This window comes from Streptomyces sp. NPDC007945 (genome assembly GCF_042958885.1).
Classification (GTDB): Bacteria; Actinomycetota; Actinomycetes; order Streptomycetales; family Streptomycetaceae; genus Streptomyces.
In genome coordinates this window covers 1-23917 of the sequence record NZ_JBIBJV010000014.1, presented here as the reverse complement: position 1 = coordinate 23917, position 23917 = coordinate 1, and the positions used below count along the sequence as shown (strand labels likewise).

Here is a 23917-nt window from a genome sequence, read left to right as displayed (position 1 = left end):
GGGGCGGCCCTTCGCCGTGGGCCGGCCGGCTTACGCGCCGAGCAGCTTGCGCACCCGGTCCGCGCCGACGGCGAGGAGCAGGGTGGGCAGGCGGGGGCCCGTCTCGCGGCTCACGAGGAGCTTGTAGAGGAGGGCGAAGAAGGAACGCTGGGCGACCTTCAGCTCGGGGGTGGGCTTGGCTTCGGGGGTGAGACCGGCCATGACCTTCGGGACGCCGTAGACGAGCGTGGTCAGCCCGTCGAGCGACCAGTGGCTGTCGAGGCCCTCCAGGAGCAGCCGGAGCGACTCCCGGCCCTCGTCGTCCAGGGAGCCGAGGAGCTCGGTGTCGGGCTCCTCGCGGACGATGGTGCGCTGGTCGGCCGGGACCTGGGTGGTGATCCAGTTCTCGGCGCGGTCGAGGCGGGGCCGGACCTCGTCGAGCGAGGTGACCGGGTTCTCCGGGTCGAGGTCGGTGAGGATCCGGAGGGTCTGCTCGTCGTGGCCGGCGGTGATGTCGACGACGGAGGCCAGCGTGCGGTACGGGAGCGGGCGCGGGGTGCGCGGCAGCTCGCCAGCCGCGGTGCGGGCGGCACGCGCGTGTGCGGCGGCGTCGGCGGGCAGCACGGTGCCGTCGGCGACCTTGGCCTCCAGCTTGTCCCACTCGTCGTAGAGCCGCTGGATCTCCTGGTCGAAGGCGATCTTGAAGGACTGGTTGGGCTTGCGGCGGGCGTAGAGCCAGCGGAGCAGCTGCGGCTCCATGATCTCCAGCGCGTCGGCGGCGGTCGGGACGCCGCCCTTCGAGGAGGACATCTTGGCCATGCCGCTGATGCCGACGAAGGCGTACATGGGGCCGATGGGCTGGACGCCGTCGAAGAGGGTGACGATCTGCCCGCCGACCTGGAAGGAGGAGCCGGGCGAGGAGTGGTCGACGCCGGAGGGCTCGAAGATGACGCCTTCGTAGGCCCAGCGCATGGGCCAGTCGACCTTCCACACCAGCTTGCCGCGGTTGAACTCGCTGAGCTCGACGGTCTCGGCGAAGCCGCAGGCGGAGCAGGTGTAGCTCAGCTCGGTGGTGTCGTCGTCGTAGGCGGTGACGGTGGTGAAGTCCTTCTCGCACCGCCCGCAGTAGGGCTTGTACGGGAAGTACCCGGCGCCGCCGCCCGAGCCGTCGTCCTCGCCGGCCGCGCCGGAGCCCTCGGCGGCCTCCAGCTCGGCCTCGTCGACCGGCTTCTGGGACTGCTTCTTGGGCGCCTTCTTCGTGCGGTACTGGTCGAGGATGGCGTCGATGTCGCCGCGGCGGCGCATGGCGTGCAGGATCTGCTCGCGGTAGACGCCGGAGGTGTACTGCTCGGTCTGGCTGATGGGCTCGTACTCGACGCCGAGCTCGGCCAGGGCCTCGACCATGGCGGCCTTGAAGTGCTCGGCCCAGTTGGCGTGGGGCGAGCCGGCGGGGGCGGGAACGGAGGTCAGGGGCTTGCCGATGTGCTCGGCCCAGGACTCGTCGATGCCCGGGACGCCGTTCGGCACCTTGCGGTAGCGGTCGTAGTCGTCCCACGAGATGACGTGGCGGACGGTGTACCCGCGGCGGCGGATCTCGTCGGCGACCAGGTGCGGGGTCATGACCTCGCGGAGGTTGCCGAGGTGGATCGGGCCGGAGGGCGAGAGGCCGGAGGCGACGACCACCGGTTTGCCAGGCGCACGTCGCTCCGACTCGGTGATGACCTCGTCCGCGAAACGGGAGACCCAGTCGGTCTCGGTGCTGCTCTGAGCCACGGTCGGTACGTCCTTCTTTCCGGAATCCTTGCGGGAATGCCTCGGAGCCTCAAGGCCCCGTGCCTGCCATTGTCCCAGACGGAACCGGCCGCCCCGAGGTTGTCCACAGGCGGGATCCGCCTCCGGCGAGTTGTCCACAGACGGGGGCGGGCGGGGAAAACACGTTGCCCACCCATGGGACACTTGACAAGCGAAATAGACCACCGGAAACCCGGACTCGACACAACAGGAACGGAAGCTCATGGCCTCGGTCCCTTCCCTCGCTTCGACCGTGCAGCAGCGCCTCGCGGAAGGCCTCTCGGCAGCCCTGCCGGAGGCCGGTTCCGCCGACCCGCTGCTGCGACGAAGCGACCGGGCCGACTTCCAGGCCAACGGCATCCTGGCGCTGGCCAAGCAGCTCAAGGGCAATCCGCGTGAGCTGGCGACGAAGGTCGTCGAGTCGATTCCGGCGAACGACGTGCTGAAGGAGATCGAGGTCTCCGGCCCCGGCTTCCTCAACATCACCGTCTCGGACGCGGCGATCGTGGAGACCCTCGCGGCCCGCGCCGCCGACGCGCGCCTCGGCGTGCCGCTGAACGAGGCGGCGGGCACGACGGTCATCGACTACGCGCAGCCGAACGTGGCGAAGGAGATGCACGTCGGCCACCTCCGGTCCGCGGTGATCGGCGCGGCGATGGTGGAGATCCTGGAGTTCACGGGCGAGACCGTGGTCCGCCGGCACCACATCGGCGACTGGGGCACCCAGTTCGGCATGCTCATCCAGTACCTGATCGAGCACCCCCACGAGCTGGACCACAAGGACGAGGGCGCGGAGGTCTCCGGCGAGGAGGCCATGTCGAACCTGAACCGGCTGTACAAGGCGTCCCGCGCGCTCTTCGACGCGGACGAGGAGTTCAAGACCCGGGCGCGCGCCCGGGTGGTGGACCTCCAGGCCGGTGACGAGGAGACCCTGGCCCTGTGGCAGCGGTTCGTCGACGAGTCGAAGATCTACTTCTACTCGGTCTTCGAGAAGCTCGACATGGACGTCCGGGACCCCGACATCGTCGGCGAGTCCGGGTACAACGACATGCTCCAGGAGACCTGCCGGATCCTGGAGGAGTCGGGCGTCGCGGTCCGCTCCGAGGGAGCGCTGTGCGTCTTCTTCGACGACATCAAGGGCCCGGACGGCAACCCGGTCCCGCTGATCGTCCAGAAGTCCGACGGCGGCTTCGGCTACGCGGCGACAGACCTGTCCGCCATCCGCGACCGGGTGCAGAACCTGAAGGCGACCTCGCTGCTGTACGTGGTGGACGCCCGCCAGTCGCTGCACTTCAAGATGGTCTTCGAGACGGCCCGCCGGGCCGGCTGGCTGAACGACGAGGTGAAGGCCGTCCAGCTGGCCTTCGGCACGGTCCTCGGCAAGGACGGCAAGCCCTTCAAGACCCGTGAGGGCGAGACGGTCCGGCTGGTGGACCTGCTGGACGAGGCGATCGACCGGGCCTCGGCCGTGGTCCGCGAGAAGGCCCAGGACCTCACGGAGGAGGAGATCGCCGAGCGGGGCGCCCAGGTGGGCATCGGCGCGGTGAAGTACGCGGACCTGTCGACGTCGGCGGCCCGTGACTACAAGTTCGACCTCGACCAGATGGTCTCGCTCAACGGCGACACGTCCGTGTACCTCCAGTACGCGTACGCCCGTATCCAGTCGATCCTGCGGAAGGCCGGGGACGCCGAGCCGGCCGCCCACCCCGAGCTGGAGCTGGCTCCGTCCGAGCGGGCCCTCGGTCTCCACCTCGACGGCTTCGGCGAGACGATCGCCGAGACCGCCGCGGAGTACGCGCCGCACAAGCTGGCCGCCTACCTGTACCAGCTGGCCTCGCTGTACACGACGTTCTACTCGGAGTGCCCCGTCCTCAAGGCGGACACCCCCGAGCAGGTCGAGAACCGCCTCTTCCTGTGCGACCTGACCGCCCGCACGCTCCACCAGGGCATGGCCCTGCTGGGCATCCGGACGCCCGAGCGCCTCTGACGGCTCCCGGGGCGGGTGGGTCACCCCTGAGGGACCCACTCGCCCTTGTCGGGCCAGTAGCCGTAGACCGAACGGCCCTCGATGGCCTGCGTACGGAACGGCTCCCCGCCGTCGTCGATCCGTACGGTCCCCTTCCGGTCCCCGGTGCTCCACTCCAGTTCCAGGTACCAGGCGACGGCGTGCTCCTCGGTGTGGACGTCGAGGTTCAGCACCTGCGGGTCCCCGGTGGCGACCTTGTAGGGGAAGTCCTTCGCCGGCACGACCCGGTCGCCGTCCTGTCCCGCGACCGGCTTCACGTACGGCCGGGGCGCGTCGAGGTCGACGGCGAAGGTCTGCGGGGTGACCCCGCTGCCGCAGCCGTCGCCCATGGAGTACGCCGTCCCGCCCGGCGGACGGTCCCGCTCGACGACCCGGACGCTGAGCCGCGACAGCACGACGGGCTCCTGGGTGCGGCCGGTGACGGTGACCTGGAGCTGCATGTGCCCGCCGTCGACGCCGCCGAGCGCGCGGGCCCACGGACGGGTGTCCTGCGGCGGGGGCGGGGGCGGCACGTGCTGCGGCTTCTGGTCGAGGACGTAGTACTGCCCGCAGGGTTCGGCCCAGTTGTACGAACTGATGCCGGCGCTCAGCGGAGCGGGTACCGGCGGCGCGGCGGAGCCCCCGCGCGGCTCCTTCTCCCCGTCCCGCACCACCAGGTAGGCACCCGGCACGGCCAGGGCCACGACGGCCACGACGGCGAGCACCCCCGTGAACCGCGCCCGGCGCGGCGGCTCGGAGGATGCGGCCACGACCACGACCTCCGTCTCATCGGCACCGGAGGAGGTTGAGGACCCGGAGGACGCGGCGAACACCGGTGCCGCGGAGGATGCCGAAGGCCCTACGGGCTCGGCCGGCCCGACAGGTTCGACGGCTTCGGCGGGCTCGACGGCCGGGGCGGGCTCGACGGCCCGGGCGGGTGCCGCCGGCTCTCCACTCCGCCCTCGGGACTCGTCGGCGACGATCCACGCGCGATGGAGCTCGACGAGCTCGTCCCGGGACGCCCCGCACAGCCGGCCGAGCCGTTCCACGGGGGCGAAGTCGGTCGGGACGGCGTCACCGTTGCAGTACCGGTGGAGGGTGGAGGTGCTGACGTGGAGCCGCTTGGCGAGTGCTCCGTAGCTCAGCCCCGACCGCTCCTTCAGCCCCCGCAGCAGCCCGGCGAGCCGGTCCCCCGTGTCCATGCGTCGCTCCCCCATCACCGGTCGGCGTCCCAGGAACGCGTTCCGGGCGACGGATGTCCCCCCAGGTCAGAGGGGGTGGAAGCGTTCCAGCGTCCCTCATTGTCCCGCGCCGATCGACACCGGGTCACACCGGCTCGCAGCATGGAGCCATGCCGAACAGCCGCGTCGCCGACGCCCTGGCCGTGACGGTGCTGCTCATCTGCACCGCGATCGTGATCGCCCTGCTCGACGGCCGCTGAGCGGCCGATCCACCGCCCGACCGACCCGCCCAACCGCACACGGGGGAACCACCATGCGCACGTCCGTCCGCACCCTCACCCTGCCCGCCGCCGCGCTCCTCGCGGCCCTCGCCCTGACCGCCTGCCAGTCGACCGACCAGGAGGCGGCGGCACCGGCGCCCGCGAAGCCCGCCCCGACCTCGGCGGCTCCCGTGGCGAGCACCGCGCCCCCGGCCGAGCAGCCCTCGACGGCCCTGCCGGAGGCGCCGGAGACAGCCCCTCAGAAGACCACCGCACCGCCCACGAAGCCCGCACCCGAACCGACGGCCACCTCCACGTCCACGGCCACGGCATCCTCGACGTCCAAGCCGAAGCCCGCCGCCGAAGCCCCTCGGAACGCGGACGGGAACCTCGCCCTCCGCCCCTGCACCGCCGCCGACGTGAAGGTCGTGGCGAGCAAGGTGAGCCGGCCGATCAACCACCTCGCCCTCACGATCACGAACACCGGCGGCCGCACCTGCCACGCCCTGAACGCGCCCCTGGTCGGCTTCGAGCACAGCCAGGCGCCGATCGCGATCGTCGAGGACAGCAAGCCGCACGCCGTGGTGACCCTCGCCCCCGGGGCGTCGGGCTACGCCTCTCTGATCCTCACCGGGGAGCCGGGCGGGGACACCCACGGCACCACCGTCCGCACGATCAAGGTCAACCTGACCGCGGACAGCATGGTGACGCTGAAGGCCCCGGAGGGCACGTACGTGGACGACGGCGCCGCCGTCTCCTACTGGCAGCAGGAACTGGAGGACGCCCTCCAGTACTGACCCGGAACGGGAGCCGGAACGCTACCGGTTGATCGGGTACGACGTCCGCCCGGACGCCTCGTCGATCTCCGCGTGCGCCTTCTGGAGGAGCTGCGAGGCGAGGTCCATCAGGGCCCGGGCGCCCGCGATCTCCTCGCCGACCCTCAGCTGGTCGGGATCGGAGGGGTGCCGGTGGGCCGTGCCGTGGGCCCGGAACTCGGTGCCGTCCGAGAGCCGGACCATGGCCGCCGCCCGCGTCCGGTCGCCCTCCTCCTTGAACTCCATGTCGACGTGCCATCCGACGAGCGTGTGCATCATGAGGACCACCTCCGGGGAGGTACCTGTCGGGTACTTCTCCAGGGTGCGCCGTACCGCGCGCCCCCACCACTCGCCCGGACGGGGACGCGACTCCCCGAAGGCGTACGGGGACCGGTCGGTGCCGCGGCCCCCTCCGGGAGCGTGATCCGCTCCCGGGAGGACCGTTTCGGCACCCGGGTCGTCGCGCTAGCGGGCCCCGGCGGAGAGCAGCCGCGCCGCCTCGACGGCCCAGTAGGTGAGGATCATCCGACCGCCGGCGCGGCGGATGCCCGTGAGGGTCTCCAGGATCGCCTTCTCGCGGTCGATCCAGCCCTTCTCGGCGGCGGCCTCGACCATCGCGTACTCACCGCTGATCTGGTACGCGGCGACCGGCACGTCCACGGCCTCGGCGACCTTCGCGAGCACGTCCAGGTACGGGCCGGCCGGCTTCACCATCACCATGTCCGCGCCCTCCTCCAGGTCCAGCGCCAGCTCCCGCAGGGACTCGCGGAGGTTGGCGGGGTCCTGCTGGTAGGTCTTGCGGTCGCCCTTGAGGGAGGAGCCGACGGCCTCGCGGAAGGGACCGTAGAAGGCGGAGGAGTACTTCGCCGTGTACGCGAGGATCGACACGTCCTCCTTGCCGATGGTGTCCAGCGCGTCGCGGATCACGCCGACCTGGCCGTCCATCATCCCGGAGGGACCGACGACGTGGACGCCCGCGTCGGCCTGGACCTGCGCCATCTCGGCGTAGCGCTCCAGGGTGGCGTCGTTGTCGACCCGGCCGTCCTCGTCGAGGACGCCGCAGTGGCCGTGGTCGGTGTACTCGTCGAGGCACAGGTCCGACATGATCACGAGCTCGTCGCCGACCTCGGCGCGGACGTCGCGGATGGCGACCTGGAGGATGCCGTCCGGGTCGGTCCCGGCGGTCCCGAGCCCGTCCTTCTTCGCGTCCTCCGGCACGCCGAACAGCATGATCCCGGAGACGCCGGCCTCCATGGCCTCCACGGCGGCGCGGCGCAGCGTGTCCCGCGTGTGCTGCACGACGCCGGGCATCGCGCCGATCGGAACGGGCTCCGTGACGCCCTCGCGGACGAACGCGGGCAGGATCAGGTCGGCCGGGGAGAGACGGGTCTCGGCCACCATCCGGCGCATGGCGGGCGTGGTCCGCAGTCGCCGCGGGCGCGCCCCCGGAAAGCTTCCGTACGATTCCATACCAGGAGGCTACGCCCGCCCCCCACCCCCACTTACCGACACCGTGTCCACGTCCCCAGCCGCCCCGTGGGCCTTGCGTCCGCAACGCGAAAGCGCGGGCCCCCGTGACAGGGACCCGCACCATCCACTCGCCCGCGCCGTGCTACGTCGTGCGTCGTCTCCGGGCGCCGGGGCGCCGCTCGCTGGGGCGCGTCACCGGGTCCCCGGCCTCCAGCGCCGCCTCGCGACGCCGGATGCCGAACTCCGCCAGCGCCTCCGCGAGCTTGTGGACGGACGGCTCGGGGGACAGCACGTCGACCCGCAGCCCGTGCTCCTCCGCCGTCTTGGCCGTCGCCGGCCCGATACAGGCGATGACGGTCACGTTGTGCGGCTTGCCGGCGATGCCGACGAGGTTCCGCACGGTCGAGGACGACGTGAAGAGCACGGCGTCGAAGCCGCCGCCCTTGATCGCCTCGCGGGTGTCCGCCGGCGGCGGCGACGCGCGCACGGTCCGGTAGGCGGTGACGTCGTCGACCTCCCACCCGAGCTCGATGAGCCCCGCGACCAGCGTCTCGGTCGCGATGTCGGCGCGCGGCAGGAAGACGCGGTCGATCGGGTCGAAGACCGGGTCGTAGGGCGGCCAGTCCTCCAGGAGGCCCGCCGCGCTCTGCTCGCCGCTCGGCACGAGGTCGGGCTTCACACCGAAGTCGACCAGTGCCGCGGCCGTCTGCTCGCCCACCGCCGCGACCTTGATCCCGGCGAAGGCGCGCGCGTCGAGCCCGTACTCCTCGAACTTCTCGCGGACGGCCTTGACCGCGTTCACCGAGGTGAAGGCGATCCACTCGTACCGTCCGGTGACGAGTCCCTTCACCGCCCGCTCCATCTGCTGCGGGGTCCGCGGCGGCTCGACGGCGATGGTCGGCACCTCGTGCGGCACGGCGCCGTACGAGCGCAGCTGGTCGGAGAGCGACGCGGCCTGCTCCTTGGTGCGCGGCACGAGGACCCGCCAGCCGAAGAGCGGCTTGGACTCGAACCACGAGAGCTGGTCGCGCCGCGCCGGGGCGCTGCGTTCGCCGACCACGGCTATGACCGGCCGGTGGCCCTCGGGGGAGGGGAGCACCTTGCCCTGCTTGAAGACCTGGGCGATCGTCCCGAGGGTCGCCGTCCAGGTCCGCTGGCGGGTGGTCGTGCCGGCGATGGTGACGGTGAGCGGGGTGTCCGGCTTGCGGCCCGCGGCCACCAGCTCGCCGGCGGCCGCGGCGACGGCGTCCAGCGAGGTGGAGACGACGACGGTGCCGTCGGAGGCGCCGACCTCGGCCCAGCACCGGTCGTCGGCGGTCCGCGCGTCGACGAAGCGGACGTCGGTGCCCTGCTCGTCGCGGAGCGGCACACCGGCGTACGCGGGGACGCCGACCACGTTCGCGACGCCGGGGACGACCTCGAAGGGGATGCCCTCGGCGGCGCAGGCGAGCATCTCGGCTCCCGCGTTCCCGTCGAGGCCGGGGTCGCCGGTCACCGCTCGGACGACCCGCCTGCCGCCGCGCGCGGCCTCCATGACAAGATTGGCCGCATCCCTCAACACGGGGACACCGGCGGTTGTTGACGCCTCGTCAACAACCGTCAGCTCAGGCGTGCTCACGCCCGCGCGCGCATGGCCGCGGACGACGTCGAGGACCTCCGGCTCGGCGATCAGGACGTCCGCTCCGGCGAGGGCCTCGACGGCCCGGAGGGTCAGGAGTCCGGGGTCGCCCGGTCCTGCGCCGAGGAAGGTGACGTGGCCCTGGCCCGCGAAGACGGGGGACACGGGGCTGGTGGTCGGGCTGGCGGGGTTCAAAGTGCTCGCTCCCCCATAAGACCGGCCGCACCCTTGGCGAGCATTTCGGCCGCGAGTTCGCGTCCGAGCGCCGCCGCCTCGTCGTGCGAGGTGGGTACGGGTCCGGTGGTGGACAGCTGCACCAGCGTCGAGCCGTCGGTGGTGCCGACGACGCCGCGCAGGCGCATTTCGGTGACAACCTGCCCGTGACCGGGGCCGTCGGCGAGGATGTCGGCGAGCGCTCCCACGGGTGCGCTGCAGCCGGCCTCCAGGGCGGCGAGCAGGGATCGCTCGGCGGTCACGGCGGCCCGCGTCCGCGGGTCGTCGAGGGCGGCGAGCGTGGCGACGAGGTCGGAGTTCGACGCCGGGCATTCGACGGCCAGGGCGCCCTGGCCGGGGGCGGGCAGCACGGAGTCGACCGGCAGGTGCTCGGCCGACAGGCCGCCGAGGAGCTCCTCGGTGCCGCCGATGCGGTTGAGTCCGGCCGCGGCGAGGACGACGGCGTCGAGCTCGCCCTTGCGGACGTAGCCGACGCGGGTGTCGACGTTGCCCCGGATCGGGACGCAGGTCAGGTCGAGGCCGTGGCTGCGGGCGTACGCGTGCAGCTGGGCCATCCGGCGCGGCGAGCCGGTGCCGACGCGGGCGCCCCGGGGGAGCCGGGCGAGGGAGAGTCCCTCGCCGGTGATCAGGACGTCGCGCGGGTCCTCGCGGGGCGGGATCGCGGCCAGCACCAGCTCGGGGTGTTGGGCGGTCGGCAGGTCCTTCAGGGAGTGGACGGCGAAGTCGACCTCGCCGTCGAGCAGCGCGTCGCGGAGGGCCGCGACGAAGACGCCGGTGCCGCCGATCTGCGCGAGGTGCTCACGGGAGGTGTCCCCGTAGGTGGTGATCTCCACGAGCTCGACGGGCCGGCCGGTCAGCTGCCGGACCGCGTCGGCCACGTGCCCGGACTGGGCCATGGCGAGCTTGCTGCGCCTGGTCCCGAGCCTCAGTGCCCTCTCGGTCATACTCGCCCTCGGTTCTTGACGTCGGCGTCATTCAGGTCGGCCCGGGAGACGGAAGCGACCGTCCCCGGGTCGAGGTCGAAGAGTGTCCGCAGCGCGTCCGCGTACCCGGCGCCGCCGGGCTCGCTCGCGAGCTGCTTGACCCGCACGGTCGGCGCGTGCAGGAGCTTGTCGACGACGCGGCGCACGGTCTGGGTGATCTCGGCGCGCTGCTTGTCGTCGAGGCCGGGGAGGCGGCCTTCCAGGCGGGCGACCTCGCTGGCCACCACGTCGGCGGCCATGGTGCGCAGGGCGACCACGGTCGGGGTGATGTGGGCGGCGCGCTGGGCGGCGCCGAAGGCGGCGACCTCGTCGGAGACGATGCCGCGGACCTGGTCGACGTCGTTGGCCATGGGCGCGTCGGCGGAGGCGTCGGCGAGCGACTCGATGTCGACGAGCCGGGCGCCGGGGATCCGGTGGGCGGCGGCGTCGATGTCGCGGGGCATGGCGAGGTCGAGCAGGTACAGGGTGTCGTCGCGGCCCTCGGCGGCGGCCTCGATCGCCTCGCCGGTGAGGACGAGTCCGGTCGCGCCGGTGCAGGAGACGACGATGTCCGCCCGGCCCAGTTCGTCGCCGACGGCAACCATCTCGGCCGCGCGCGCGGCCACGCCCGTGCCCCCGGGCTCGCGGAGGATCTCGGCGAGCCGCTCGGCGCGGGCGAGGGTGCGGTTGGCGATGACGATCTCGGCGACCCCGGCGCGGGCGAGGGTCGCGGCGGCCAGCGAGGACATGGAGCCGGCGCCGATGACCAGGGCCTTCTTGCCGCGGGCCCAGCCGTCGACGTCGGGGTCCTGGGCGAGCTGCTCCAGGCCGAAGGTGACGAGCGACTGCCCCGCCCGGTCGATGCCGGTCTCGCTGTGGGCGCGCTTGCCGACCCGCAGGGCCTGCTGGAAGAGGTCGTTGAGGAGCCGGCCCGCGGTGTGCAGGTCCTGGCCGAGGGCGAGGGCGTCCTTGATCTGGCCGAGGATCTGGCCCTCGCCGACGACCATGGAGTCCAGGCCGCAGGCCACCGAGAAGAGGTGGTGGACGGCCCGGTCCTCGTAGTGCACGTAGAGGTAGGGGGTGAGCTCGTCCAGGCCGACGCCGCTGTGCTGGGCGAGCAGCGTGGACAGCTCGGCGACGCCGGCGTGGAACTTGTCCACGTCGGCGTAGAGCTCGATGCGGTTGCAGGTGGCGAGGACGGTGGCCTCGGCGGCCGGTTCGGCGGCGAGGGTGTCCTGGAGGAGCTTGCTGCGGGTGTCCGCCGGCAGCGAGGCCCGCTCCAGGATCGAGACGGGGGCGCTGCGGTGGCTCAGCCCGACGACGAGGAGGCTCATGCCGGCATCACCGCGGGGGCGTCCCCGTCGGGTCCCTTGCGGCCGCCGTCGACACCGGCGGCGGCGCGGGCGCCGTCGGCGGTGGTGCGGGCGGCGGGCGGCGCCGCCGGGGCGGTCTCCTCGCCCGACTCCTCGCCGGCCTTGCGCTGCTCGTGGAAGGCGAGGATCTGCAGCTCGATGGAGAGGTCCACCTTGCGCACGTCGACGCCGTCGGGCACGGAGAGCACGGTCGGGGCGAAGTTGAGGATGGAGGTGACGCCGGCGGCGACCAGCCGGTCGCAGACCGCCTGCGCGACGCCGGCCGGGGTCGCGATGACGCCGATGGACACGCCGTCCTCGACGATGATCCTCTCCAGGTCGTCGCTGTGCTGGACGGGGATCCCGGCGACCGGCTTGCCGGTCATGGCGGGGTCGGCGTCGATCAGCGCGGCGACGCGGAAGCCGCGGGAGGCGAAGCCGCCGTAACCGGCGAGCGCGGCGCCGAGGTTGCCGATGCCGACGATCACGACCGGCCAGTCCTGGGTCAGGCCGAGCTCGCGGGAGATCTGGTAGACGAGGTACTCGACGTCGTAGCCGACACCGCGGGTGCCGTACGAGCCGAGGTAGCTGAAGTCCTTGCGCAGCTTCGCGGAGTTGACGCCGGCCGCGGCCGCGAGCTCCTCCGAGGAGACCGTGGGTACGGAGCGTTCCGAGAGCGCGGTGAGGGCGCGCAGATACAGCGGAAGGCGGGCGACGGTGGCCTCGGGAATTCCTCGGCTACGGGTCGCCGGTCGGTGAGTTCGGCCAGTTGCCACGGTGCTCCTGCGGGATGAGCGGGGCTGCAGGCGGCCATATGTCCCAGGACCGCCCCGTCGAATGCAGGCTATGTCTTTGTGAACGCGTGCACAAAGATGGTGTCCGTTTTGTCTGCCCAAAGTGACCGGGGTCACGCGACCGGTTATCGACGGTACGGAACCGTCACGGCGCGCGACGCGTCGAGAACCCGAAGGGGGCAAAGCCGCACACTCTCCTCACGACGTGACCCCCGAATGGCAACAAAACGTCCATGATGGTAACCGGCTTTCGGTCAGGCGCCCAGTTCGCGCCGGAGCCGCTCGGCGTCCACCCGCCAGAAGGTGTGCTGCTCGCCGTCGATCAGGACGACGGGAATCTGCTCCCAGTACTCCTTGTACAGCGCCTCGTCCTGGAGGATGTCCCGCTCCTCCCAGCGCGCCCCGGTCTCGGCGCAGACGGCCTCGATCACCGCCCGGGCGTCGTCGCAGAGATGGCACCCCGGCTTCCCGATCAGCGTCACGGTCCGCGCGGCCGGATCCTTGGCCGCGTCCTTCTTCTTCGCACGTCCGAACATGCCGCCCATTGTCCCGCCCGGTCACGGCCGGGACCCGCACTGTTCACGCGACGGCACCGCCACGAGTCGGGAAGGACCGAACAGACTGGCTATGCTCCAGACATGGCCGCTCTGGGATGGCTCACCCCCCGTAGGCGCTCCGCCACCGCGCGCAGCGTCCTCGCAGGCGAGGCCGCCGCCGAGGCGGCCCGCAAGACCTCGCTCCAGCTGGAGCGCGAGCGCGAGGAGGAGGCCGCCGCCCTCGGACCGGCCGCGGCCACCGAAACCGCGCCCCCCGAGCCCGAGTTCCCCGTCGCGGGCGACGTCCGGGCCGCCGCCTTCTTCGACCTCGACAACACCGTCATGCAGGGCGCCGCGATCTACCACTTCGGCCGCGGCCTGTACAAGCGGAAGTTCTTCCAGCGCCGCGAACTCGCCCGCTTCGCCTGGGCGCAGATCTGGTTCCGGCTGGCCGGCGTCGAGGACCCGGCCCACATGCAGGAGGCCCGCGACAGCGCGCTCTCCATCGTCAAGGGCCACCGCGTCTCCGAACTGATGTCGATCGGCGAGGAGATCTACGACGAGTACATGGCCGACCGGATCTGGCCGGGCACCCGCGCCCTGGCCCAGGCCCACCTCGACGCGGGCCAGAAGGTCTGGCTGGTGACGGCCGCCCCGGTCGAGACGGCCACCATCATCGCCCGCCGCCTGGGCCTCACCGGCGCCCTGGGCACCGTCGCCGAGTCCGTCGACGGCGTCTACACCGGCCGACTGGTCGGCGAGCTCCTGCACGGCCCGGCCAAGGCCGAGGCGGTACGCGCCCTGGCCGCCGCCGAGGGCCTGGACCTCGCCCGCTGCGCCGCGTACAGCGACTCGCACAACGACATCCCGATGCTCTCGCTCGTCGGCCACCCGTACGCGATCAACCCCGACACCAAGTTGCGCCGGCACGCCCGGAACCTGGAATGGCGGCTGCGGGACTACCGGACCGGCCGCAAGGCCGCCAAGATCGGCATCCCGGCCGCCGCGGGCCTCGGCGCCGTCGCCGGCGGCACCGCCGCCGCGGTCGCCCTGCACCGCCGCCGCCGCTGACCGCGCGCCCGGACCCGCCCGCGGCCGGCCACCCGCCGCTCACGGAGCGCCACGCCCGTGCCCATGCGTTTCGGCTGCGATCACCTGCGACAACCACGGACCAGCGGGACTCACCCGTCCGTGGTCGAACAGCGCCCGCACACCCCGGCTCCCGGGCATTCCCACGCCCTTACCCACGAGCGGCGGCGCTCACTCTCCCCTACCGCACATGAGCACAACGCAACGCCGACGCAATCACACTCGTAAGTCACTCGATCAATAGCCGATCACGAAGTGCGACTTGATCTGCTTACAAGCGGTAACGGAACCGACGTAATCGATGATTTGAGCAACTGGGTGTAGCGCTGCCTGTACGAAGCGTTATTCTCCTCAGACGCACAGCGGAACCCTCCCGTCGCCACGACGAGTGAACGGCTCCGCACTGCACGTGATGGAAGCTCTGCCTCTGGGAGTCCCGTGTACCCACACGTCGGGGTTGACGCCTCGGGCCTGGCTACGCTGCGCGCAACGGTCCTCGACCACTTGCGTGGCTTCGTCCCCACCGCGTACGTCGGTCCTGCGCCCGCCTTCGCCTTCGCCGCACCGGCACCGGCCGGCCCTTGCTATGCCCTGGCCGACGGCGGTGCCGCCGTCGGCAGAAGGGGCGCGCGCGGCGGTACCGGAAACTCGACCGCCGCCCGACGCCCCACCGCCGACAGCGACAGCGCCCGGATGATGGATCTGGTCGAGCGCGCCCAGGCGGGCGAGGCCGAGGCCTTCGGCCGGCTGTACGACCAGTACAGCGACACCGTCTACCGCTACATCTACTACCGCGTCGGCGGGAAGGCGACCGCGGAGGACCTCACCAGCGAGACGTTCCTGCGCGCCCTGCGCCGGATCTCCACCTTCACCTGGCAGGGCCGCGACTTCGGCGCCTGGCTCGTCACCATCGCCCGCAACCTCGTGGCCGACCACTTCAAGTCCAGCCGCTTCCGGCTGGAGGTCACCACCGGCGAGATGCTCGACGCCAACGAGGTCGAGCGCAGCCCGGAGGACTCCGTCCTGGAGTCCCTCTCCAACGCCGCACTCCTCGACGCCGTCCGCCGCCTCAACCCCCAGCAGCAGGAGTGCGTCACCCTGCGCTTCCTCCAGGGCCTCTCGGTCGCCGAGACCGCGCGGGTCATGGGGAAGAACGAGGGCGCCATCAAGACCCTCCAGTACCGGGCCGTCCGCACCCTGGCCCGGCTGCTGCCCGAAGACGCCCGCTGACCCGACCGGCCCACCGTCCCCCGGGCCGCCGACCGCCGCCACCCCTCTCCGTGTCCCCCCATGTCCCCATGTCCAGGTGTCCCCCAGAAGCCACTTGTCCCCCACCTCCCTCCCCCCACGCCACCACTGCCCGTCCCACATCACAGTTGGTGACGCATCGATGACGCACTGGTCCGATCATCTTTCGCGCGTAACCCAAGTGCCGCGCCGCTCGTTGTGCGAAATGCAGGCTCCCTGTGGTCACGCCCTGCCCGCGGGTACTCACTCGTTCGTGTGTATCCGCTCAAGGAGGGCAACCTTCCGGACCCCTTGGGGAGTCGACCGTCATGACGAGAGGAGGTGCCGCCAGTGATCGCGAACGTGCACCGGCGGGCGAACGCCTTCGCCCAGGCCCTGGAGGACCGGGCGCCCGAGGGCGAGGCGGCCGACCGGTCCGACGCCCCGGGCGACACGGGCGACCAGGGACGGCTGTTGGCCTTGGCGAGCGGACTCGGCGATCTGCCGAAACCGGAACTCGACCCCGAGGTCAAGGTGGTGCAGCGAGCCCAGCTCGTCGCCGCCATGGAGGCGATGTTCGCCCAGGGGACGGCCGCCGCGGGCCCTACCGTCCCGGAGCAGCGGAGCACCAGGGGCGCCCACCGGGCATCCCCCCTGCGCAAGCTCCGTCCACGCACCCGCTGGACCAAGGGGCTCGCCGCCGGCGGCCTCACGGTCGGCGTGGCGGCCGGAGCCTTCGGCGGCGTCGCCGCCGCCAGCTCCGACGCCCTCCCCGGTGACTCGCTCTACGGACTCAAGCGCGGCATGGAAGACCTCAAGCTGGGGATGGCCGACGACGACGCCGACCGCGGGGGCATCTACCTCGACCAGGCGTCCACCCGGCTCAGCGAGGCCCGCCGCCTCATGGAGCGCACCCGCTCCGGCGACCTCGACCACGAGTCCCTCAGCGAGATCCGGCGCGCCCTCGGCGGCATGAAACACGACGCCGAGGAAGGCCACCGGCTGCTCCGCCAGGCCTACGAACGGGACGGCGAGCTCGCCCCCATGGCCCGGCTGAACTCCTTCGCCCAGGCCCACCGCGACACCTGGAACGGCCTGCGCGACCGGCTCCCCGTCCAGCTCACGGACGTCGGCGAAGAGGTCAGCAGCGTCTTCGACGCCATAGACCAGGAAGTCGAGCCGCTCCAGTCGATGCTGCCCCGCCCCCTCGACAAGGGCGCGACCGACCCCGGCTCCAGCAGCAGCCCCACCGCCCGGCAGGACCGACCGGGCACGGACACCGGGCAGCCCACGACCACCCAGGGCACCCCGGCCCGGGGCGGCCACTCCACCACCGCCCCCCGCCCCACCGGCACCACCCAGGGCGCGGGAACCACCGGCACCACCGGCACCGGCACCACCCCGAGCCCGGGCGCCGAGACGGGCACCACCGCCCCCGAGGACGACGGACTCCTCGGCGGCAACACCGGCGGCCTCCTGCCGTCCCCGACGGGCACCCCCGCCCCCGAGGAACAGCAGGCGACCCCCACACCGCCCGACGTCACCATCCCGCCACTCCTGCCGGGCCTCCTTCCAGGCCTCGGCATCGACAGCGAGGACGCTCGCTGACAAGAAGAAGGGGCGCCCCCACGGACGGGGGGCGCCCCTTCTTCACCTCCGCGCGAACCACTCGTCCGCGCCAACCACTCAGAAGAACACCGACCGCCGCTGCACCAGCAGCTTGTACAGCGTGTGCTGGATCTGCTCACGGACCTGGTCGGTCAGGTTGAACATCAGCATCGGATCCTCCGCCGCCTCCGGCGGATAGCCGTCCGTCGGGATCGGCTCCCCGAACTGGATCGTCCACTTCGTCGGCAGCGGCAGCATCCCCAGCGGCCCCAGCCACGGAAAGGTCGGCGTCACCGGCACGTACGGCAGACCGAGCAACCGCGCCAGCGTCTTCGCGTTCCCGATCATCGGGTAGATCTCCTCGGCGCCCACGATCGAGCAGGGCACGATCGGCACCCCCGCCCGCAGCGCCGTCGAGACGAAGCCGCCCCGGCCGAACCGCTGGAGCTTGTACCGCTCCGAGAACGGCTTCCCGATCCCCTTGAAGCCCTCCGGCATCACGCCGACGACCTCCCCGGCCTTCAGCAGCCGCTCCGCGTCCTCCGCGCACGCGAGCGTGTGCCCCGCCTTCCGGGCCAGCTCGTTGACGACCGGCAGCACGAAGACCAGGTCCGCCGCGAGCAGCCGCAGATGCCGGCCCGCCGGATGGTGGTCGTGCACCGCCACCTGCATCATCAGCCCGTCCAGCGGCAGCGTCCCGGAATGGTTCGCGACGACCAGCGCCCCGCCCTTCTCCGGGATGTTCTCGACGCCCTTCACCTCCACCCGGAAGTACTTCTCGTACAGCGGGCGCAGCAGCGACATCAGGACCTGGTCGGTCAGCTCGGCGTCGTACCCGAACTCGTCGACCTCGTACTCCCCCGTGACCCGCCGCCGCAGGAACGCGAGCCCGCCCGCGAGCTTCCGCTCCCACCCCGCCCGCCCGGCCCCTGCCGTCTCCGGTGCTGCCGCGGGCTCGGGGGCGGTGGGCGCGGTGGGCGCCTCGTCCGGCTCCCGCGCCCCCGGCAGCGCCCGTACGGCCGCCGGACCGCCGTTCCCGGCCCCGGACGGCTCCTCGGGCCGGCCCGGGCGCCGCCGGGCCCGCGAACGGTCGTCGTCGAAAGGAATCACCTTGGCGTCCGCCATCGCTGTCGCCGCTCCTCAGGCACCGTCGTAAGAGTCACGAGAAGGAACCGCCCCCGGGGCGATCCGGTCCGCCAGGCGGTCCACCGCCCCCGCGAGCCGTTCCGGCGGCAGCAGCCCCGGTCCCTGGCCCGCCGCGAAGTCCGCGAACGCCTCCGCCGTCGAGAACCGCGGCCGGAAGCCCAGCACCTCCCGCAGCTGGACGGTCGACACGACCCGCCCGTGCGTGAGGAGCCGGATCTGCTCGGGCGCGAAGTCCGTCAGCCCCACCGTGCGCAGCGCCGAACCCACCCAGGTCACCGCCGGCAGCAGCACCGGCACCGTCGGCCGGCCGAGCCGCCGCGCGCACTGCGACAGCAGCAGCACCCCGTCGCCCGCCACGTTGAAGGTCCCGCTGTTGAGCGACGCCCGGCGCGGCTCGTGCGCCACCAGCCGCAGCACGTCGATCACGTCGTCCTCGTGGACGAACTGCAGCCGCGGGTCGTATCCGAGGACCGTCGGCAGCACCGGCAGCGACAGGTACTCGGTCAGCGGCGACCGCACCCGCGGCCCGAGGATGTTCGCGAACCGCAGCACGCACACCGCCACGTCCGGCCGCCGCCGGGCGAAGCCGCGGACGTACCCCTCGACCTCGACCGCGTCCTTCGCGAAGCCCCCGCTCGGCAGCGACTTCGCGGGCGTCGTCTCGGTGAAGACCGCCGGGTCGCGGGGCGCGGAGCCGTACACGGTCGTACTGGACTTCACCACGAGCCGGCCCACCCGCGGCGACTGCTGGCACGCCCCGAGCAGCTGCATGGTGCCGATCACGTTGGTCTCCTTGACCGACGTCCGGCCGCCGGCGCCCAGCGCCGTCCCCGTCACGTCGAGGTGCACCACCGTGTCCACCTCGTGCTCCGCGAGCACCTTGGCGATGGCCGGCCTGCGGATGTCCGCCCGGACGAAGTCGGCGGCCCCCAGCGGATGCTCCGGCTCGGCCACGTCCACGGCCACCACCCGCTCCACCTCCGGGTCCCGCTGGATCCGCCGCACGAAACGGCCCCCCAGATGCCGGGCGGCACCGGTGACGAGCACGACCTTGCCCAAGATCAGCGCCTTCCGTCCGAACTTCCGTCCGTCTTCCCGTACGCGCCACCGTAGCGCCTGAGCATTTCGGCGCAATGACGACGTGGCCCCCCACCGAGAACGGTGAGGGGCCACGTCTTCCCACGTACGGGAAACCGCTCGCGCGGCGCCGCTTACTTCTTGTTGCGACGCTGAACGCGCGTGCGCTTGAGCAGCTTGCGGTGCTTCTTCTTGGCCATCCGCTTGCGCCGCTTCTTGATAACAGAGCCCACGACTACCCTCGCTCACTTCTTCTCACTGGTGCGGGGCGTCTGGGCCCACACGACCTACGAGGGGTCAGCCTACCGCCCTTGGCACCACACGAGTAATCCGAGGGCCGGACGCGGCTCACCGGCCGTTCGGCCGCAGGTCGGCCGCGCGCCCCCTACGCGGTCCCCACCCCCACGTACGACTCCCTCAGGTACGCGTGAACCGCCTGCTCCGGGACCCGGAAGGACCGGCCCACCCGGATCGCCGGCAGATGACCGCTGTGCACCAAGCGGTACACGGTCATCTTCGATACGCGCATCACCGCGGCGACTTCCGCCACGGTCAGGAACTTGACCTCGTTGAGAGGCCGATCGCCAGCAGCCATGACCCACCTGTACCTTCCGCCGCGACGCGCACCGGCTTCCCCTCCGGTGACTCTTCGTCGTCGAACGCTCACGCATCAGCCTAGGGGCGGGTGGTGCGAGTGGGGAAGAGGAGCCCCTATCGCCCGTTTACCGTGACAGACACGCTCGATTGAGTACATAGCGCGTGAGGGGACGGTAGTACGCCGAGGGCACCCCGTCATCCAGCGGGACGGCCACGGCCACCTGCCCCTCGGCCTCCCCCACGAACAGCGCCGGATCGTCGGTGTCGGCCAGCCCGATCGCCTCGATACCCAGCTGACCAGCACCGCAGACCCAACCGTGGTCGCCCACGACCAGCTCCGGAAGCGGCCCGCCGGTCTCCGCCGCGTCCTCCAGGGCGGCCCTCACCGGCAGCGCCGAGTGGGAGTGCGCCCCCGGCTCGCGCCCACCCTCCGGCGGCCCCGCCTCGCGTACGTACGCGACGCCGCGTACGTAGTCGAGGACGTACGTACGTAGACCGAACCGGGTCGTTATGTCGACACATCTCCCCTGCGCCGGGGTGAGTACGTCACATCCCGCCGCCGACAGGGCGTCTGCGAGCGCGACGTAGAAACCGAGCAGCCGGTGCGGATGGCCCGTCCCGAACAGCACCGGCGCCCGCCGCGCGGCCGCCACCGCCAGCCGCCCGGCGAAGGCGTCCAGGCCCCGCAGCGTCCGCTCCGGATCGATCGCGTCGGGACCCGAGCGGTAGGCCGGGTCCCCGGACACCCCGCACTTCTCCGCCATCAGCCGCAGCAGCTCCGCCTCGCCCCAGCCGCCGGCCGGCACGAGGCCCAGCGTCACCCGAGGGTCCCGCGCGGCGAACAGCCGATAGCTCCGGAGGCTCTCCTCCCGGGAGGTCGCCACCGTCCCCGCCAACCCCGCCGCCAACAGATGCGCCCGTAGCGCCCCGGTACTCAACACCCGTCCGATGCTGCCCGATCACCGCTGGCGAGGCGTCAGTATCCGTTGCACTCCGCACCGTTGGCGTAACAGGACGCCATGGATCAGGCGAGCAGCCCGCGCAGCGGGAAGGCCGCCTTCCGGGTCGCGAGCACCGCCTGGTCGAGGCGGTCCGCGGGGTCGTAACCGGCCGTCCAGTCACGGAAGTCCACCGGCCACCGCCCGTCGGTCATCCGCCCGGGACCCAGCTGCCGGGTCCGGGCGTACACCTCGTCCCGCCACGAGGACGGCACCACCGTCTCGGGCGCCACGGGCGCGTGCGCCGCGATCCCGACCAGGTGCGTCCACGACCGGGGCACGACGTCGACCACGGCGTACCCGCCGCCGCCGAGCGCCACCCACCGGCCGTCGGCGTGGGCGTGCGCGAGCTCGTGACAGGCCTCCTGCACGGCCCGCTGCGCGTCCAGCGACACGGCCAGGTGGGCCAGCGGGTCGTCGAAGTGGGTGTCCGCCCCGTGCTGGGTCACCAGGACCTGCGGCCGGAAGTCGGCGAGGAGCTCGGGCACCACCGCGTGGAACGCCCGCAGCCATCCCGCGTCCCCGGTGCCGGCGGGCAGTGCCACGTTCACCGCGCTGCCCTCGCCGGCCCCGGCGGCGCCGGTCTCCTCGGGCCAGCCGGTCTGCGGGAACAGCGTCCGCGGATGCTCGTGCAGCGAGATCGTCAGGACCCGCGGGTCCTGCCAGAAGGCCGCCTGCACCCCGTCCCCGTGGTGCACGTCGACGTCCACGTACGCCACGCGCTCCGCGCCGAGTTCCAGGAGCCGGGCGATGGCCAGCGAGGCGTCGTTGTAGACGCAGAACCCGGCCGCCCCGCCGGGCATCGCGTGGTGCAGTCCGCCGGCGAAGTTCACGGCGTGCCCGGCCTCGCCCCGCCACACGGCCTCCGCCGCGGCCACCGACTGCCCGGCGATCAGCGCGGACGCCTCGTGCATCCCCTCGAACGCCGGATCGTCGACCGTCCCGAGCCCGTACGCCTGGTCGGCGCGGCGGGGATCGGCGGAGGCGGCCTTCACGGCCGCCAGGTAGTCCTCGCGGTGCACGAGCCGCAGCGTCGAGTCCCCGGCCGGCTTGGCCGCCACCACGTCCACCGCCCGGTCCAGCCCGAAGGCGCGGACCAGACCCATGGTCAGTGCGAGCCGTACCGGGTCCATCGGGTGCTGGGGCCCGAAGTCGTACCCCGTGACAGCTTCATCCCACATCAACAGTGCGCGGCCGCTCATGCCCGCCACCGTATCGGGCCCCTCGGGCGCCGAACGACGTGGCATACACCACCGTCACCAAGACGAGCACCATCGGCACCACCATGGCTCCCCGGTAGCTCCAGGCGTCCCCGAGCGCCCCGACGAGCGGCGAGCCGACGAGGAAGCCGACGTAGTTGAACACGTTGAGCCGTGCGACGGCGGCGTCGCTGTTCTCCGGGAAGAGCCGCCCGGCCGCCGCGAAGGTCTGCGGCACGATCACGCTCAGCCCGAGCCCGAGGACGGTGAAGGCCGCGATCCCCACCCACGCCGAGGGCGCCACCGCCACCAGCGCGAACCCGCAGGCCGCGAGCACCGCCCCGCCGCGCACGACCGCCGCCGCCCCGAAGTACCGCACCCCCAGGTCGCCCACGGCCCGCCCGAGCAGCGTCGTCACCATGTACGCGTTGTACGGGACGGTCGCCGCCTCCTCGGAACCGCCGAGCACGTCCTGGAGGTACTTCGCCGACCAGTTGGAGACCGTCGAGTCCCCGATGTACGCGAACGTCATCACCAGGCACAGCGGCAGCAGCAGCTTGAACGACAGCGCCCCGCCCCGCGATCCGCCGCCGCCGTCGGGGGCGGCCTTCCCGTCGACGTACCACCGGCTGCCGAGGTACGCGGCCGGCGCGAGCACCACGACGGCCGGGAGGTACGACCAGAGCAGCGTCAGGTGCCAGTGCGCCCCGGCCCAGGCGAGGGAGGCGCCGGCGATCCCGCCGAGGCTGTACGCGGCGTGGAAGCCGAGCATGATGCTCCGGCCGTACGCCCGCTGGAGGCTCACCCCCAGCATGTTCATGGAGGCGTCGAGCGCGCCGACCGCGAGCCCGAACACCCCGAGCGCCACGGCCGCCATCCACAGCGCGTCGCCCGCCCCCACCCCGAGCAGTGCGAGGAGGACGACGGGCTGGGACCACCGCAGCACCCGCGAGGGCGCCACCCGGGCCACGACCTTCTCGGTCGCGACGCTCGCGGCCCCGGCGAGGATCGGTACGGCGGCGAGGAAGAGGGGCAGGAGGCCGTCGGAGATCCCGTACCGGTCCTGGATCCCGGGTATCCGGGTCACGAGCAGCGCGAAGGCGACGCCCTGGACGAAGAAGCCGAGGGCCAGGGAGCCTCGGCCCCGGCGCAGCCGTAGATCGGTCATGGCGGCACAGCGTAGGGCCGCCTCCTACCGATGGGTAGACGGATCACAGTCCCAAAAGGGCGGGCAGTTCGTCCATCCGCGAGAAGAACCCGCGGGCTCCCGTCAGCCGGTCCTGGGGCGTCATGGCCGTGAACCCGTACACGTCCATGCCGGCGGCGACGGCCGCCTGGACCCCGAGCCGGCTGTCCTCGACGACGACGCACCGCTCGGGGGCCACCCCCATCCGCGCGGCGGCGTGGAGGAAGAGGTCCGGTGCGGGCTTGCCGCGCCCCACGTCCTCGGCGCTGTGGACGAGTTCGTCCGGGAACCAGGCGTCGAGTCCGGTCTTCCGGTGTCCGACCCGGATCCGCTCGTGGCTGCCGGAGGAGGCCACACAGTACGGGACCTGCTCGGCCACGAGCCGCTTGAGCACCTCCACCGCCCCTTCGACCGGCTCCAGTTCCGCACGGAAGGCGGCGAAGACCCGCGCGTGGAAGGTGGCGTCGAAGTCCTCGGGCAGCCGCTGCCCGCTCCGTTCGAGGACGAGGTCGTGGACCCGGTGCAGGGCTGCCCCCATGTAGTCGCGGAGGGAGTCCTCGTACGTGGTGGGGTGCCCGAGCTCGGTGAGGTAGCCGGCGAGCAGCCCGTTGGACAGCGGCTCGCTGTCGACGAGCACGCCGTCGTTGTCGAAGATGACCAGGTCGTAGCGCATGGGGCCAGCCTAGGGCCGGCCCTGAAACGCGGAAAAGCCCCGCACCATAAGGTGCGGGGCTTTCCCACAATGATTGTTCGGCGGCGTCCTACTCTCCCACAGGGTCCCCCCTGCAGTACC

General features: G+C 72.4%; 22 protein-coding genes. 5 read left to right on the top strand and 17 right to left on the bottom strand.

Annotation, left to right across the window (positions count from 1 at the left end; translation table 11 throughout):
• Positions 1-30: 30 nt before the first annotated feature.
• Positions 31-1752 (bottom strand): lysine--tRNA ligase, encoded by a 1722-nt coding sequence (gene lysS, locus ACFZCF_RS30155; protein ID WP_391290198.1) that lies wholly within the window; start codon positions 1750-1752, stop codon positions 31-33.
• Positions 1753-1993: 241 nt separating this feature from the next.
• Here lysS and argS point away from each other — a divergent pair, with 241 nt between their 5' ends.
• Entirely contained in the window at positions 1994-3757 is a 1764-nt protein-coding gene (argS, locus tag ACFZCF_RS30150) for an arginine--tRNA ligase (protein WP_391290197.1), read from the top strand.
• Positions 3758-3777: 20 nt separating this feature from the next.
• Here the strand turns inward: argS and ACFZCF_RS30145 are convergent, their stop codons facing one another.
• Positions 3778-4977: a helix-turn-helix domain-containing protein gene (locus ACFZCF_RS30145; RefSeq protein WP_391290195.1), complete on the bottom strand. Its 1200-nt coding sequence runs from the start codon at positions 4975-4977 to the stop codon at positions 3778-3780.
• A gap of 292 nt (positions 4978-5269) precedes the next feature.
• On the opposite strand from ACFZCF_RS30145, the gene ACFZCF_RS30140 reads away from it, so the two are divergent.
• Positions 5270-6013 carry a DUF4232 domain-containing protein gene (locus ACFZCF_RS30140; protein WP_391290193.1) on the top strand — a complete coding sequence of 248 codons (744 nt, stop codon included), beginning with the start codon at positions 5270-5272 and terminating at the stop codon, positions 6011-6013.
• 21 nt (positions 6014-6034) lie between these two features.
• Here the strand turns inward: ACFZCF_RS30140 and ACFZCF_RS30135 are convergent, their stop codons facing one another.
• The 7 genes from ACFZCF_RS30135 to ACFZCF_RS30105 form a co-directional block, all read right to left on the bottom strand.
• Complete coding sequence (locus tag ACFZCF_RS30135; RefSeq protein WP_388449718.1) at positions 6035-6307, bottom strand: DUF1876 domain-containing protein; 273 nt, start codon at positions 6305-6307, stop codon at positions 6035-6037.
• A gap of 189 nt (positions 6308-6496) precedes the next feature.
• Positions 6497-7501 (bottom strand): porphobilinogen synthase, encoded by a 1005-nt coding sequence (gene hemB / locus ACFZCF_RS30130; protein WP_388449699.1) that lies wholly within the window; start codon positions 7499-7501, stop codon positions 6497-6499.
• Positions 7502-7643: 142 nt separating this feature from the next.
• A complete protein-coding gene (locus ACFZCF_RS30125) occupies positions 7644-9314 on the bottom strand; it encodes a uroporphyrinogen-III synthase (protein WP_391290191.1) in 1671 nt (556 codons plus the stop codon).
• Positions 9311-10297 carry a hydroxymethylbilane synthase gene (gene hemC / locus ACFZCF_RS30120; protein WP_388449701.1) on the bottom strand — a complete coding sequence of 329 codons (987 nt, stop codon included), beginning with the start codon at positions 10295-10297 and terminating at the stop codon, positions 9311-9313. Before hemC ends, ACFZCF_RS30125 begins: the two co-directional genes overlap by 4 nt.
• On the bottom strand, positions 10294-11649 hold the full coding sequence (locus tag ACFZCF_RS30115) for a glutamyl-tRNA reductase (protein WP_388449702.1): 1356 nt from the start codon (positions 11647-11649) through the stop codon (positions 10294-10296). The genes hemC and ACFZCF_RS30115 overlap by 4 nt, the downstream gene beginning before the upstream one ends.
• Positions 11646-12443, bottom strand: coding sequence for a redox-sensing transcriptional repressor Rex (locus ACFZCF_RS30110; protein WP_391290188.1), 798 nt, complete (start codon positions 12441-12443; stop codon positions 11646-11648). The genes ACFZCF_RS30115 and ACFZCF_RS30110 overlap by 4 nt, the downstream gene beginning before the upstream one ends.
• Positions 12444-12715: 272 nt before the next feature.
• Entirely contained in the window at positions 12716-13006 is a 291-nt protein-coding gene (locus ACFZCF_RS30105; RefSeq protein ID WP_391290186.1) for a glutaredoxin family protein, read from the bottom strand.
• A gap of 93 nt (positions 13007-13099) precedes the next feature.
• Here ACFZCF_RS30105 and ACFZCF_RS30100 point away from each other — a divergent pair, with 93 nt between their 5' ends.
• The 3 genes from ACFZCF_RS30100 to ACFZCF_RS30090 all read left to right on the top strand — a co-directional run bounded on the left by ACFZCF_RS30100 (position 13100) and on the right by ACFZCF_RS30090 (position 16921).
• Positions 13100-14068 (top strand): HAD-IB family hydrolase, encoded by a 969-nt coding sequence (locus ACFZCF_RS30100; RefSeq protein ID WP_391290184.1) that lies wholly within the window; start codon positions 13100-13102, stop codon positions 14066-14068.
• A gap of 456 nt (positions 14069-14524) precedes the next feature.
• Positions 14525-15316: an ECF subfamily RNA polymerase sigma factor, BldN family gene (locus ACFZCF_RS30095; protein WP_388449706.1), complete on the top strand. Its 792-nt coding sequence runs from the start codon at positions 14525-14527 to the stop codon at positions 15314-15316.
• Positions 15317-15664: 348 nt separating this feature from the next.
• Positions 15665-16921, top strand: a complete 1257-nt coding sequence (locus ACFZCF_RS30090) for a DUF5667 domain-containing protein (protein WP_391290181.1) — start codon at positions 15665-15667, stop codon at positions 16919-16921.
• 78 nt (positions 16922-16999) lie between these two features.
• Here the strand turns inward: ACFZCF_RS30090 and ACFZCF_RS30085 are convergent, their stop codons facing one another.
• From ACFZCF_RS30085 to ACFZCF_RS30050, 8 genes are all read right to left on the bottom strand, one after another.
• Positions 17000-18046: a 1-acyl-sn-glycerol-3-phosphate acyltransferase gene (locus ACFZCF_RS30085; protein WP_391290179.1), complete on the bottom strand. Its 1047-nt coding sequence runs from the start codon at positions 18044-18046 to the stop codon at positions 17000-17002.
• Between the two features lie 15 nt (positions 18047-18061).
• Entirely contained in the window at positions 18062-19126 is a 1065-nt protein-coding gene (locus ACFZCF_RS30080) for an NAD-dependent epimerase/dehydratase family protein (protein ID WP_388449709.1), read from the bottom strand.
• A gap of 152 nt (positions 19127-19278) precedes the next feature.
• Positions 19279-19377 carry a 30S ribosomal protein bS22 gene (locus ACFZCF_RS30075; RefSeq protein WP_003948845.1) on the bottom strand — a complete coding sequence of 33 codons (99 nt, stop codon included), beginning with the start codon at positions 19375-19377 and terminating at the stop codon, positions 19279-19281.
• 152 nt (positions 19378-19529) lie between these two features.
• Positions 19530-19739 carry a helix-turn-helix domain-containing protein gene (locus ACFZCF_RS30070; RefSeq protein ID WP_030495139.1) on the bottom strand — a complete coding sequence of 70 codons (210 nt, stop codon included), beginning with the start codon at positions 19737-19739 and terminating at the stop codon, positions 19530-19532.
• Positions 19740-19866: 127 nt separating this feature from the next.
• Entirely contained in the window at positions 19867-20682 is an 816-nt protein-coding gene (locus tag ACFZCF_RS30065) for a phosphatase (protein WP_391290176.1), read from the bottom strand.
• Positions 20683-20765: 83 nt separating this feature from the next.
• Positions 20766-21941, bottom strand: a complete 1176-nt coding sequence (locus ACFZCF_RS30060; protein ID WP_388449711.1) for an acetoin utilization protein AcuC — start codon at positions 21939-21941, stop codon at positions 20766-20768.
• Positions 21910-23106, bottom strand: a complete 1197-nt coding sequence (locus tag ACFZCF_RS30055; RefSeq protein ID WP_391290174.1) for an MFS transporter — start codon at positions 23104-23106, stop codon at positions 21910-21912. Before ACFZCF_RS30055 ends, ACFZCF_RS30060 begins: the two co-directional genes overlap by 32 nt.
• A 43-nt stretch (positions 23107-23149) precedes the next feature.
• Positions 23150-23797 (bottom strand): HAD-IA family hydrolase, encoded by a 648-nt coding sequence (locus ACFZCF_RS30050; RefSeq protein WP_391290172.1) that lies wholly within the window; start codon positions 23795-23797, stop codon positions 23150-23152.
• Positions 23798-23917: the final 120 nt, after the last annotated feature.

Coding starts and splice junctions, on each gene's coding strand:
- argS (WP_391290197.1), top strand. CDS start 1,994: ATGGCCTCGGTCCCTTCCCTCGCTTCGACCGTGCAGCAGCGCCTCGCG.
- ACFZCF_RS30060 (WP_388449711.1), bottom strand. CDS start 21,941: ATGAGCGGCCGCGCACTGTTGATGTGGGATGAAGCTGTCACGGGGTAC.
- ACFZCF_RS30100 (WP_391290184.1), top strand. CDS start 13,100: ATGGCCGCTCTGGGATGGCTCACCCCCCGTAGGCGCTCCGCCACCGCG.
- ACFZCF_RS30105 (WP_391290186.1), bottom strand. CDS start 13,006: ATGGGCGGCATGTTCGGACGTGCGAAGAAGAAGGACGCGGCCAAGGAT.
- ACFZCF_RS30055 (WP_391290174.1), bottom strand. CDS start 23,106: ATGACCGATCTACGGCTGCGCCGGGGCCGAGGCTCCCTGGCCCTCGGC.
- hemB (WP_388449699.1), bottom strand. CDS start 7,501: ATGGAATCGTACGGAAGCTTTCCGGGGGCGCGCCCGCGGCGACTGCGG.
- hemC (WP_388449701.1), bottom strand. CDS start 10,297: ATGACCGAGAGGGCACTGAGGCTCGGGACCAGGCGCAGCAAGCTCGCC.
- ACFZCF_RS30145 (WP_391290195.1), bottom strand. CDS start 4,977: ATGGACACGGGGGACCGGCTCGCCGGGCTGCTGCGGGGGCTGAAGGAG.
- ACFZCF_RS30140 (WP_391290193.1), top strand. CDS start 5,270: ATGCGCACGTCCGTCCGCACCCTCACCCTGCCCGCCGCCGCGCTCCTC.
- ACFZCF_RS30050 (WP_391290172.1), bottom strand. CDS start 23,797: ATGCGCTACGACCTGGTCATCTTCGACAACGACGGCGTGCTCGTCGAC.
- ACFZCF_RS30115 (WP_388449702.1), bottom strand. CDS start 11,649: ATGAGCCTCCTCGTCGTCGGGCTGAGCCACCGCAGCGCCCCCGTCTCG.
- ACFZCF_RS30135 (WP_388449718.1), bottom strand. CDS start 6,307: ATGCACACGCTCGTCGGATGGCACGTCGACATGGAGTTCAAGGAGGAG.
- ACFZCF_RS30085 (WP_391290179.1), bottom strand. CDS start 18,046: ATGGCGGACGCCAAGGTGATTCCTTTCGACGACGACCGTTCGCGGGCC.
- ACFZCF_RS30070 (WP_030495139.1), bottom strand. CDS start 19,739: ATGGCTGCTGGCGATCGGCCTCTCAACGAGGTCAAGTTCCTGACCGTG.